14 protein-coding genes and 2 pseudogenes are annotated in these 11,167 nt (G+C 65.7%); 5 read left to right on the top strand and 11 right to left on the bottom strand.

Annotated elements, in window-relative coordinates; genetic code table 11:
- Positions 1 to 98: 98 nt before the first annotated feature.
- Together ABZ930_RS36995 and ABZ930_RS36990 are read right to left on the bottom strand one after the other, a co-directional pair.
- Positions 99 to 572: a peroxiredoxin gene (locus tag ABZ930_RS36995; protein WP_361558371.1), complete on the bottom strand. Its 474-nt coding sequence runs from the start codon at positions 570 to 572 to the stop codon at positions 99 to 101.
- Positions 573 to 704: 132 nt separating this feature from the next.
- Positions 705 to 1,276: pseudogene (locus ABZ930_RS36990) on the bottom strand (transposase family protein); the annotation flags it as partial.
- A 381-nt stretch (positions 1,277 to 1,657) separates the two neighbouring features.
- Here ABZ930_RS36990 and ABZ930_RS36985 point away from each other — a divergent pair.
- From ABZ930_RS36985 to ABZ930_RS36975, 3 genes are read left to right on the top strand one after another with little or no spacing between them, the layout of a single operon-like run.
- On the top strand, positions 1,658 to 2,092 hold the full coding sequence (locus ABZ930_RS36985; protein ID WP_361558368.1) for a hypothetical protein: 435 nt from the start codon (positions 1,658 to 1,660) through the stop codon (positions 2,090 to 2,092).
- A 9-nt stretch (positions 2,093 to 2,101) separates the two neighbouring features.
- Positions 2,102 to 2,401 (top strand): hypothetical protein, encoded by a 300-nt coding sequence (locus ABZ930_RS36980; RefSeq protein ID WP_361558366.1) that lies wholly within the window; start codon positions 2,102 to 2,104, stop codon positions 2,399 to 2,401.
- 5 nt (positions 2,402 to 2,406) lie between these two features.
- Positions 2,407 to 3,072, top strand: a complete 666-nt coding sequence (locus tag ABZ930_RS36975; protein ID WP_361558363.1) for a hypothetical protein — start codon at positions 2,407 to 2,409, stop codon at positions 3,070 to 3,072.
- A 19-nt stretch (positions 3,073 to 3,091) separates the two neighbouring features.
- Here ABZ930_RS36975 and ABZ930_RS36970 read toward each other — a convergent pair.
- Together ABZ930_RS36970 and ABZ930_RS36965 are read right to left on the bottom strand one after the other, a co-directional pair.
- Positions 3,092 to 3,898, bottom strand: a pseudogene (locus ABZ930_RS36970) (transposase family protein).
- Between the two features lie 17 nt (positions 3,899 to 3,915).
- Positions 3,916 to 4,398, bottom strand: a complete 483-nt coding sequence (locus ABZ930_RS36965; protein WP_361558360.1) for a hypothetical protein — start codon at positions 4,396 to 4,398, stop codon at positions 3,916 to 3,918.
- Positions 4,399 to 4,440: 42 nt separating this feature from the next.
- Between ABZ930_RS36965 and ABZ930_RS36960 the strand changes: the two genes are divergently transcribed.
- Positions 4,441 to 5,241 (top strand): transposase, encoded by an 801-nt coding sequence (locus ABZ930_RS36960; protein WP_361558380.1) that lies wholly within the window; start codon positions 4,441 to 4,443, stop codon positions 5,239 to 5,241.
- A gap of 359 nt (positions 5,242 to 5,600) precedes the next feature.
- Here ABZ930_RS36960 and ABZ930_RS36955 read toward each other — a convergent pair whose 3' ends face one another.
- Genes ABZ930_RS36955 through ABZ930_RS36945 form a run of 3 tightly spaced genes read right to left on the bottom strand, consistent with a single transcriptional unit; the run spans position 5,601 to position 6,732 of the window.
- Positions 5,601 to 5,996 carry a hypothetical protein gene (locus tag ABZ930_RS36955; RefSeq protein ID WP_361558357.1) on the bottom strand — a complete coding sequence of 132 codons (396 nt, stop codon included), beginning with the start codon at positions 5,994 to 5,996 and terminating at the stop codon, positions 5,601 to 5,603.
- Positions 5,997 to 6,035: 39 nt separating this feature from the next.
- Positions 6,036 to 6,350: a hypothetical protein gene (locus ABZ930_RS36950; protein WP_361558354.1), complete on the bottom strand. Its 315-nt coding sequence runs from the start codon at positions 6,348 to 6,350 to the stop codon at positions 6,036 to 6,038.
- 46 nt (positions 6,351 to 6,396) lie between these two features.
- Positions 6,397 to 6,732: a hypothetical protein gene (locus ABZ930_RS36945; RefSeq protein WP_361558351.1), complete on the bottom strand. Its 336-nt coding sequence runs from the start codon at positions 6,730 to 6,732 to the stop codon at positions 6,397 to 6,399.
- Positions 6,733 to 6,930: 198 nt separating this feature from the next.
- On the opposite strand from ABZ930_RS36945, the gene ABZ930_RS36940 reads away from it, so the two are divergent.
- Positions 6,931 to 8,172 carry a hypothetical protein gene (locus tag ABZ930_RS36940; protein ID WP_361558348.1) on the top strand — a complete coding sequence of 414 codons (1,242 nt, stop codon included), beginning with the start codon at positions 6,931 to 6,933 and terminating at the stop codon, positions 8,170 to 8,172.
- A 395-nt stretch (positions 8,173 to 8,567) separates the two neighbouring features.
- Here the strand turns inward: ABZ930_RS36940 and ABZ930_RS36935 are convergent, their stop codons facing one another.
- The 4 genes from ABZ930_RS36935 to ABZ930_RS36920 all read right to left on the bottom strand — a co-directional run bounded on the left by ABZ930_RS36935 (position 8,568) and on the right by ABZ930_RS36920 (position 11,113).
- Positions 8,568 to 8,837 (bottom strand): hypothetical protein, encoded by a 270-nt coding sequence (locus tag ABZ930_RS36935; protein ID WP_361558345.1) that lies wholly within the window; start codon positions 8,835 to 8,837, stop codon positions 8,568 to 8,570.
- Between the two features lie 18 nt (positions 8,838 to 8,855).
- A complete protein-coding gene (locus ABZ930_RS36930; RefSeq protein ID WP_361558342.1) occupies positions 8,856 to 9,068 on the bottom strand; it encodes a hypothetical protein in 213 nt (70 codons plus the stop codon).
- Between the two features lie 105 nt (positions 9,069 to 9,173).
- A complete protein-coding gene (locus ABZ930_RS36925) occupies positions 9,174 to 9,863 on the bottom strand; it encodes a response regulator transcription factor (protein WP_361558339.1) in 690 nt (229 codons plus the stop codon).
- Positions 9,860 to 11,113, bottom strand: coding sequence for a sensor histidine kinase (locus ABZ930_RS36920; protein ID WP_361558336.1), 1,254 nt, complete (start codon positions 11,111 to 11,113; stop codon positions 9,860 to 9,862). The genes ABZ930_RS36925 and ABZ930_RS36920 overlap by 4 nt, the downstream gene beginning before the upstream one ends.
- Positions 11,114 to 11,167: the final 54 nt, after the last annotated feature.

The following is an 11,167-nucleotide window of genomic DNA, read 5'->3' as shown; positions in this document are numbered from 1 at the left end:
GGTGATGACGGCGACCTGGTCGCCGGGGCGGAGGTCTGCCGCGTAGCGGCAGGTCTCGCCAGGCTGGTGAGAGTCAGGGCGTGCCTGAGCGCAGAAACTCAGGAAGCGGCCTTGCGCAGGGCCGCCAGGGCCTGGTCCGCGTGCGCGCTCATTCTGAACTCGCTGCGGACCACTTCGAGTACACGCCGGTCCGTGCCGATGACGAAAGTGGCCCGCTTCGTCGGCAGCGGGCCGAACCCACGGGCCACACCGAACTGCCCACGCACCACACCCTCAGGATCGGACAGCAACGGGTACCCAAAGGTGTGCTTCTGTGCGAACTCGCGCTGCCGCTCGATCCCGTCCGAGCTGATGCCTACAAGCCGGGCGCCGGCCGCCATGAACTCCGCGGTCAGGTCACGAAAGTGACAGGCCTGCGCCGTGCAGCCGGCCGTCATTGCGGCCGGATAGAAGAACACCACGACCGGGCCCTCGGCCAGCAGCGAGGTGAGACTCGTTGGCGTGCCGGTCTCGTCGGGCAAGGTGAAGTCCTCGACTGTGGAGCCGACTTGAATCGGGCGTGAAGCGGGCATGATGGGGCTCCCGACTGCTTGGCACGGAGACGGAGCGGACGATTCCGATCGTACTCAGCAGTACGGACTGGAGGTAGAAGGAGGGAGGACAGGCGTGGTGTTGTGGCGCCGTCGCCACCGCTTGAGACGGCGCCCCTTGAACGGAACGCGGACGTTGCGGGCTGCACCCTGATACGCCTCATCGGCGTAAGCCTTGAGGTCGGCCTCGACCAGGGCGTCGATGATGCCGTGCTCGCGTGCCGCCGTCAGGCCATGTGCCGCACCGGGCAGTGCGGGCGAAGCCCACAGCAGCCGGCCGAAGGGTCGGTCAGCACCTGAACGTCGCCGTGGTGCCGCTTCTTGCCGGAGTAGTAGGGCCGGTCGGCCGCGATCCGGTTGATCGGCAGCACGGTGCCGTCCAGGATCACGTACGCCTTCGTGCGGGCCGTCGCCATCGCTTCGTCAAGTGTCGGTGCGAGCACGGCCAGGACGTCGATCGCCTCGCGGATGTACCGGTACACGGTGGCGGTCCCGATACCGAACCCGGCCGCGAGTTGCGCATATGTGTCCCCACACCGCAGGTGGGCCAGGGCGAGCATGGCCTGGCGCCCGGGAGACAACCTCCGCCACCGGCTGCCTATCTCCCGGCGTCGTGCCGCCAACTCGCGGCTCAGGCGGCGCAGGTGTGCAGCGGACAGATCGATAGCCGACGGGTAGACCATCACGCGGAGCTCCTGGAACAACGGTTGGCCCTGGTAGACAACGCGTCTACCAGGAGCTTCTCCGCTGCGTAGATCAGTCCGACTCGCACTCACCCTCGCGAAGTTGGAAGAGCCTCACTGGAGGAGTGCCGGTCCGTCATCACCTGGAAGGTCGGCGTCTATGCCGACCAAGCCGGACAGATGGCTTTCCTCGGCGTTTTCCCCGGCACTTGTCCTTTGCCGTGCGGCTCAATTCCCTCCGACACCAGCGCCGCACCGGGAGAAACGACGGTTCGATGCAATCTGCACATCACATCATCCGACCGGAAAAGCTTCCGTTGCAGTCGATGAACCCAGTGGTACTTTCTGGGCAAACGTCCACCCGGAGGGACTTTCATGACGAGCATGAAGACGATTACCGTCACCGCTGTGGCCCTCGCTGCGCTGGCTCTCGCGGTCACCGCGCCAAGTTTCGCGTCGGACGACGGGCCGGACGCAAGACACCACGTCACCTGCAAATTGAACAAGCGCACGGGAACGCCCTGGGCGTCCAGCGCAACCACCGTGATGGGATACGTACAGGTGCTCTGCTCGGACAGCCTCGACGACGCCAATACTCAGGCGCAACTGCAAATCTTCCGCGGCGGCAGTCGGAAGAATCACGGCGATGGTGTCACCAGCTGCAAGACTGGCAAGACGATTCACGTGAACGCCACTGCGGCCAAGCGAATCGGGAACTGGCGCTATCGCACCAGGGGGACCAACTTCGGTCAGCACGGGAATATCTGGACGCTCCCCACATACTATTCTCCTGCCCGCATGCTCTGGAGGCGTGGCTGAATGCGTGCAATGTCTGACGGCGCCCGCGAGATTCTCGTCATCACGCAGGAAATTGCGCGCAGCCGAGGAGCTCAGGAGTGCTCGACCCAGGATCTGGTCATCGCGTCGATCATTTACCGGCGCCTGCCCCAGGATCGTAACGCGCACACGGAGGACGGACCGCAGGAGAGCACATCGCCCAGCATGCTTCCCCTGGGTCCCGAGCTTGAGGCTCACCTGCGCAGTGCTTCCACGCCGGTGCTCCACGTATCCGAACTCCTCGATCTTGCTGCTGACAAGAACCCCGCACTCGCCAATTATCTGAGGTAGAGACCATGCACTCTTCCCGCACCCTTTGTCTCGCCGGCGCCGGAATGTCGATCGCCGCCACGCTTTCACTCTCAGGGTGCGCAAAAGGCCACGAGTCGAGATATGAAGCAAGTGCTTCCACTGTGGCGGCTCTCGAACCTTCGGGATGGGTTCCAGAGCCTACTTTGAGCGGTGCCGAGTCGGCCGTCGGCGGTGAAGTCGAACCGGCCGCATGCCGAGATCTTTTCCGCACCCTTGACCGCCGAAATGAGGGCGACGCTGTCTCAGGGTTTCACAGCACTGAGGGCGAATCCTATCTATTGATCCGGGACTGGTCGGCGCGGAAGACCGAACGAGGTCTCTCGAATGCCGTGCTGAACGCAGCAAGAGCATGTCCGAAAATGAAAATGGCGTGTGATTCGGCGGAACTTTCGTACTCCACCAAAGTGATCGGCGTGAAAAGAGGTAACACGCGCCTCATGCTCACCGCTCGTGACGAATCCGGCGAGATCGTGGTGCAGATACTGATCTCTGCGACCACCTACAGAGGAACGTCAGAGGGACGTCCACTTTCCGGGAAACAGTCACGCAATCGCCTGACACGTGTCATGAACTCTCATCAGATCGGCCCTCGTGAGGAGCACGCCCTTTCTGTGGTCTCCATTCCCGAGACGGGCCTGCGTCACCCATGAAAGTGAGCGTTTTCCAACCTCAGCTTGATGCGTGGTGAAGGACGAGGACGGCTTTCACGAAGTCGGTGATGCGGTTGGTGCTGCAGCGGATTTTCCGCAGGAGACGCCAGCCTTTGAGGACGGCGATGGCCTGCTCGCCGACGCAGCGGATCTTGGCGTGGGTGGTGTTGTGGCGGCGCTTCCATCGCTTGAGGCGGCGGCCCCGGACCGGGACCCGGACGTGTCCGCCAGCACCTTGATACGCCTTGTCGGTCCAGCAGCTGAGTCCTAATTCGGCGAGGGCCGCAATGATTCCGTGCTGTCGTGCGGCGGTGAGGCCGTGAGTGGAGCCGGGCAGCGCCGGCGAGGCCCAGAGCAAGCGGCCGAACGGATCGCTGAGGACTTGGGCGTTCAATCCGTGGCGTTTGTGTTTCCCCTGGTAGTACAGGGTGTCGGCTGCGATGCGGTCGATCGGCAGCAAGGTGCCGTCGAGGATGACAAACGCCTTCGCTCGGGTCGTCTTCATCGTCTCGACCAGGGACGGGGCGAGGGCGGACAGGACCTCCACGGCTTCACGGGCGTAGCGGAAAACGGTAGCGACCCCGACGCCGAACCCCGCGGCGAGCTGAGCATATGTGTCACCGCACCGCAGATGAGCCAGGGCGAGCAGAGCCTGACGGGCAGGAGGCGGACGTCGCCATCGAGTTCCGATCTCCTGCCGCCTCGCGATCAGTTACTCCGTCAGAAACCGCAGACCGCGGTGGGGCAGGTCAATCGAGGACGGGTAAGACCTGTCCCGTAACTGGTCAGGGTGAGCGACAGCGCCATGGCAACCGGGCTGGCTCAGGTTTCGAGACGGCCCGTTCACCCGGCTGATCGGCTAAGGGTTTCCCGCCACGCGTCCTTCACATCGTGGGAGTCATCCATGGAGGAATCTCGGTTACCGTTAGGTGCGTAGGCGGGGGACCGGTCAGCGCGCAGCGGTACATGGGCGCAGTACCAGGCCCGCTCGGCGCCTGCCTTCTCGGCGACCGTTCCGGTCCGTAGATAGTCGAGCAGTGCGGCCATGACCCGGCGCCGCCCGTAGGCGTAGACCGCTGGCTCGACGAACCAGAGGCAGAAACTGGGGTCCGGGTCGTAGACGGCCGCAGCCATCAACGGGGCGAAGAACTCCTCGGGCAGGTGGGCGCGTTCGAGCAACGGCTTGCGCACCGCATGGGCCAGGTGCCGTGCGCGGCGTACTTCCGGCACGTCAGCCGCGTTCCCGAGATCCATCAGCCGTGCCACCTCGATGGCGCATGACAGGAATGAACGTGCACCTGCCTCGTCGTGCTCCTTGTCAGCCATGGCGGCATTCTGGACCGTCTCAGGCCGCGAGGGTACGGGGCGATGGTTGCTTTACACCGAGTGAAAGGATCATGTTGTGGCTGGTGTGATCACGCGTCGGTGCCGTCCTGGATAGAGCCCTTCACCGGGCTGAGCTCGCGCTGCTTCGGCAAGTTGGTGACCGCCGTACGGCGCGAGACCTTTGCTGAACTCAAGCGTGGACGGCCCTGGGGACTCCCGTTCGAGGACCGCATCCTGCTGGTCGCGGCCTACTGGCGGACGAACTTGACGATGCGCCAGATCGCCCCGCTGTTCGGCATCTCGAAGTCGGCAGCGGACCGGATCATCGACCACCTCGGGCCGCTGCTCGCGCTCCTGCTGCGCAAGCGGTTCCGCAAGGACACCGTGCTCATCGTCGACGGACCCCTGGTGCCCACCCGAGACCACACGGTGGCCGAGCAGTCGAAGAACTACCGCTATTCAACGGCTCATCAGGTGGTTATTGACGCCGACACCCGCTTGGTCGTCGTGGTCGGCCGGCCGCTGCCCGGCAACCGGCACGACTCCCGCGGATGGGAGGAATCCGGGGCCAAGGCCGCCGTCGGCAAGACGATGACCATCGCCGACGGCGGCTACCAGGGCACCGGGCTGGTCATCCCGTACCGCCGCCGCAAAGGCGAGGAACTCCCGGATCGGAAGGAAAAGCACAACCGCTCGCACAAACAGGTTCGTGCCCGAGTCGAGCACACCTTCGCCTGGATGAAGGGCTGGAAGATCCTGCGCGACTGCCGACTCAGAGGTGACGGCGTCCACCATGCGATCCTCGGCATCGCCCGCCTGCACAACCTCGCACTCACCGGATAGGTCAACGGGGACAGCACCGCAGCCGACCCTGCCCTCACCAGGCCCAAGATCAGTTACGGGACAAGCCATAGGCATGAACTTCCGGGGTGGGACCCGGTCTCTTTCCGTGAGGGCCCGGGTCCCACTGCCATGACCTACCTGTGTGGTCAGCTTGAGCGTCTCCCGGCCGTCGGCGGCCGGGGTGAACGCTCACATGCGGCCGTCCGGGCCTGCTTCTAGGATGGTGTAGGTTCTCATTTTCGGTGTCGTGCGCCGACGCTGTGACCTGAAGGCTCTCCTCCAGTCTCACGACGTGTCGGCAGGCGGCTGTCTCAGATCGATGTCATTTCCTCAGACTCCCCAGCCGGCCGCGCCGGACCTCATGAACCTGCATCGGCGGCCATCCGTTCTATCCACTCCCCCACCTTCACTGCTTGCTCAATGCGGATGACGATGTCCTTCTGGGACACCGTGTCCAAGGTTTCTGGGATTTTGTCGAAGGTGTCGGGAAGGACGTCGAGGAGACCCCAGATCTGCTCGCCGGTACTGACGGTCAGCAGTTGCTGGCACCTCCACTGCAGCGGCACCTCGGGACGGTGCGTGAGCCGCTGCACGAGGGTCGGGAACAGGTAGTGCGTCGCTTCAGCGGCGAGGTGCTCTCGCAGCCAGTCGACCGGGAGCCGCTGGCTGAAGCCGTACATAGTCGCCTCCTGGGCCAGGTCCAGGAGCTGAGCAGTGTCGACGGCTCGGACCGTGCGGGGAAAGGTCGGGGTCATGTCGCGATGATGCCAAGAGGCCAGTGCGGCGCCGAGAGGTCAGCTGGACCGGGATGCGATCTGCTGACGTGCAGGGCCCCAGACGTCCTCGAACTCCTCGAAGGTGAGTTGTTCGGGGTCGTGGCCTTCCCATTCCGAGACGGGCAGCTCGGCGGTGATCCCGAATCTGCTGTCGTAATCGCCGAGGCGGCCTGCGTGGCGGGCCCGCTGCCACTCAGCGAGGGAAGCAGCTGCGATCGGGATCAGCTCTGGCCCTTCGAGTTCGACCTGCCGGATCACCCAGCCTTCGGCGTCGACCTCGAAGTAGAACCAGATGTCTTCCTCGTCCCAGTAGCAGCGCATCCATGTGGTCACCTGGCCATGATGCCGGGCCAGAGGCGCCGCCCTACTCCGCTCTGTCTCATGACTGGGCGACAAATCCTGCGGATCGGTCGAGCTGGAAAGGAGAACCGACCCGGGTTGGATCCCAGCCCTGTTCCCGTGCCTCTCGAATGCTGGCAACAACGTGAGCCGGACGAATGGGCTCCGCCTCGACGCCCACCCAGTTGCTGGGATGGGCCTGACCGCTGGTGACGATCAAGGTCGTGCCCGGCTGGCTGTCGCTGGCCGCTTCAACCGCATAGGTCAGCGGTGTCCAGCAGAGGCCCTGCATGTAGGAGGGCTTCCTGCGGATCCGCCAGCGGTACTCGATCCCGTCAACGGTTATGCGCCGGGAACCCTTCTTGTTCAGCGCCATCTTCGCCTCCTCCGCTGTGGGACTCTGCTGTGTTGCCGCGGTCGCGAAAAGCAGGTTGCACGCGAACGTATCGAACGTTGTCGCCGACAAGCGTCTTCGGGACTACGGATGGGGTGATCAGCCCATAATCGGAGTCAGTGCCGAGCGACCCGGCGCATCGCACCCGCCCGGGTGCACTCACCGCGATCGGAGAGCATCGTGAAGAACAGCCCGTTGTGGCGAGTGGTTGACAACGAGAGTGGTAGCCAGTCCATCGTCAGCACGCCCTCCGAGGCGGTCGCGTTCGTCAACAGTCGGTTCGACACCGATGGCGACGACGAGCCGTTCAGCATCACCGAGGTCGGTCCTCTCCTTCCGAAGCCGCTCGGGGTCATCACCGCATGGGCCGCCGAGAAGGACGGCGAGCGAACCGACGGGCCTACTGCCCCGATCACCATCAGGCCGGTTGTGACGGACAACGCCGGCGAGTGCGATGACGTAGTGCTCTGGCGCGACGTGTACGTCTCCTGGGACCACGACATGTACACCGTCGAGGAGCCGGACAGCTCCGAGTACAGCGAGGCTTACAGCGCTGCCGAGTTGAGCGCGATCCTCGACGAGTACGCCGACGACTACGAGTACGCGCCTGAAGGGCCCGACAGCCGCAGGGGGCCGAAACCGGAAGAGTTGATCACCTACGGCGCCCAGGAGTGCGCCAAGCGGTTCGGGCACCTCGACGACGACGCCCTGCTGTGGCTCGCTGCCACCCGCATCACGCTCGCGGTGTGGCGCAACACACCCGTCGAGAACTGGCATGCCGGGAAGAGTCCGCTCCACGACGGCACAATGATGCGGATCAACACGGCAACCACCCGCCTCGTGCGCTCGATGCTGTCGTTCGACCATGTCGACTGGATCGGTCTCGGTCTCGCGATCGTCAACCCGTCCCGGGTTCTACCGACCGGGCAGTCTGTTCTTGAGCTCGGACTGGCCTGCCACAATCCTGACGACCCGGCGCACGAGGCTGATCCGCGTGAAGAACTCGCGGAGATGGCGCAGGATGCGATCGCTTGGGGGCGAGCGTACTGCCTTCGCGAGAAGACGTTCGGCCTGCGAACCCTGATCGAATTCTTCTGCGCGTCCGACAACGGCTGGTTCGGAGCACCGAGTTGGGTGCGCATCGTCGATCGGTTCCTTACGGCTGTCGACGACCGGGAGAATGCGCACTGGCGCATACACCGGGACAAGCCTTGGTTCGACGAGTGGTTCACCAACCGGCCGGCCGACATTGCGGACACCACGGAATTTCGTCGGCTGCTCCTTGCCGGGCCCGACCTGCTGTCCGAGGAGGCCGCCGAATGGTGCGTGGATGGCGCCATCCGCTACGTCTGCCAGGATGACCACGCGAACGACTGCTGGCGGTGCGGTATCCCGCTGGCAACGGAGTCCCCCAACGAGTGAATGTGTGCACCAGCATAGAAAAGCAGCAATCCACTGACAGCGCTCTCGCCCGCCTACTCGGCGGCCTCCCCTGCTTGGGGAGCCAGTCGCGGCTCCACTGACTGGAGATGTGCGGGTCCTTCTGATGGATCTGTGGCAGCAACGCTGGCCCGGCTACCCCGGCCGGCGCACGAGGGGCAGGGCGGTTCCGCGTCGTAGTCGTCTTCATCGTCCATGTCGGGGTCGGTATGCGGGTATCCGCATCCGCGCTCGACGTCGTGCTCGGCGCGGCCGCAGCCCTCGCAGACGGTGCAGGCGACTTCCACGAGCAGCGGGGGCCGGCCGCCGTCGGACGGTGAGGCGAAGGTGCTTCCCTCGGCGTCGATGCCCGAACGGCGGACTGGCACGGGGCGTGGTCAGCATGCACGGATCATCGACACGACCGCGTGTCGGGTCGTGCCTGCCGCGACTTCCACCACCAGTTGCGTCGCAAGCGTCTTGTACGGCTCTCCAGCCGTCGCTACCGCGCTGCCCGAAGGTTCGACCTGTGACAGATGCGGGGTGAGCTGAGCGGTCAGATTGGTGGTAAGGGGCCGGGTGAGGGCGATGTGTCCGTCGGGCAGGCGCATGGCCAGATGCCACGGAAGGGCGAGGGTGCCGGTGAACCCGATTACGTGTGCGTCCACGACCTCGCTGTGGCGGATCTACCGCCACAGGTGTTCGGGCTTGTAGGTGCTGATGGCATGTTTGACGACGATGCCCTCGCAGCCCTGCTTGACCAGCACGTCGTACCAGGTGCGTGCCACGTCGATGTCATCCGTGGCCGGGACTGCCTGCAACGGCGGTCCGAGCGGTTCAAGCACGTCGAGAAGTGTCTGGCGGCGTTCGAGGTAGGGGCCTTGGGCGGCCAAGGGCACCCCTGCCTCCGGCGCCAAGGAGGGTTCTCTACACCTGCATCACTGTCCCGATCACTTGCAGCAAGGTTCCATGGACCGCGATCCCCAGGCCCCAGATCCATGACGCTACCGGGCGGAGGGGTGGGGAGGTTCGGGGCGTACCAGGCCGCTCTGGTAGGCGATGACGACGAGTTGAGCTCGGTCGCGGGCGCCGAGTTTGGTCATGGCCCGGTGAATGTGGCTGCGCACGGTCAGCACGCTGACGAAGAGAGTTTCCGCGATCTCGTCGTTGGATTTGCCCTGGGCGGCGAGCACCATGACTTCCTGTTCGCGGGGGGTGAGGTCGTTGAGGCGCTCGGCGGGAGCGAGCGGTGCGCCTGCCGCGGGGGTGGTGAGGAAGCGGGTGATCAGTGCCTGGGTGGCTCCGGGCGAGAGGAGGGCTTCGCCCGCGGCTACGGTGCGGATGCCGTCGAGCAGGGCGTCGGTAGTGACGTATTTCCCCAGGAAGCCGCTCGCACCGACCCGGAGAGCCTGGGCGACGTACTCCTCGGTTTCGAACGTGGTCAGGATGAGGACGCGAGTGCCGGACAGGTCGGGGTCGGCGCAGATCTCTGCGGTGGCGCTCAGTCCGTCGCTGCCGGGCATGCGGATGTCCATGAGGACGATGTCGGGGTGCAGGGTGCGGGCGAGTTCCGCTGTTTCCTGGCCGTTTCCGGCTTCGCCGACGACTTCCATGTCCTCGCAGGAGTCGATCAGGAGCCGGAAGGTGCCCCTGAGCAGGGGCTGGTCGTCGGCGAGCAGGACGCGGATGGTCAAGGGGTTTCCTTCGGTGCGGCGGCCCGGGCCTCTGTTTTGGCCTGGGGCTGGAGCGGGAGGGTGGCAGTGACCTCGAAGCCGCCCTGGGGCCGTGGGCCTGCGTGCAGGTCGCCGCCGACGGAGTGGGCGCGCTCGCGCATGCCCATCAGCCCGTATCCGCCTCCGGGAACCGGTGCGGGCACCGGACGGCCGTCGTTGGTGACGGTGAGCGTCAGGCGGGATGTGGAGTACTGGAGCCGGACGCGGGCTGTGTGATCAGAGGCGTGCTTGGTGGCGTTGGTGAGGGCCTCTTGGATGATGCGGAAAGCTGTCAGGTCCACTGCCGGGGACAGGGGGCGTGGTGTGCCTTGGGTGGTGACGGTGGTGGTGAGGCCGGCGGATGCGCAGGCCGTGATCAGCTCGGGCAGCCGGTCCAGGCCGGGGGTCGGCTCCAGTGCGTCCGTCTCCGGGGCGCCGGTCTGGCGCAGTACTCCTACGGTGGCGCGCAGTTCGAGGAGCGCGGACGAGGTGGTCCCGACCAGGTCGTTGAGGATCTTCTGGGCCTGTTCGGGCTGGGTGGGGGCGAGGTGGGCGGCGGTGCCGGCCTGGGCGTGCGCGACGGCCATGTGGTGGGCGACGGCGTCGTGCAGTTCGCGGGCGATGCGCATGCGTTCCTCGGCGACCCGCAGCCTGGCCTCCTCCTCGCGGGTGCGTTCGGCGTGCGCGGCGCGGGCAGTCACCGATTCCAGGTAGGCGCGGCGGAAGCGGCTCAGGCTGCCGAGGGCCACTGGCAGCATCAGCCATAGGACGGTGCCCCCGGAGCGGAGCATGAAGTCGTCGCCGAGCGGTGCCGCGGACAACGACGTGACCAGGAGCAGGGCCATGGTCGGGTATCCGTACAGGCTCGTGGTCTTCGAGTCGGTGAGGGCGGCGAGCCAGTACAGGGCGGCCATGACCGGGGCCAGGAGCAGGGGGCTGGGCAGGTGGCCCAGGGCGGTCAGTACGGCGGCGGCCGCGGCGGTGATCAGGACTACGGCGCGCGGGTGGCTGCGCGCCTTGAGGACGGCGGCCCCGCAGACGATTGCGAGGAGCCGGGCGGGCCACACATTGGCCGGGGCGGGGGAATCGGTGGTGCTGATCTGAGCTCCGAAGACCATGCAGGCGCACAGCGCCACGGCCAGCACGACGTCCGCAAGGTGCGGGTGCCGTTCCACGAACCGTTCGAGGTAGCTCGTCATCGCGTTCTTCTCCGGGGCCGGTGCTGGGTCCATGGTCGCTGATAGTCATAGAGACGGCCGGACGGGTCACCCGAGACGGTGGTCTCG

It is taken from the genome of Streptomyces sp. NPDC046716, assembly GCF_040645755.1.
Lineage (GTDB): Bacteria > Actinomycetota > Actinomycetes > Streptomycetales > Streptomycetaceae > Streptomyces.
This window is presented reverse-complemented; position numbering and strand designations above follow the sequence as displayed.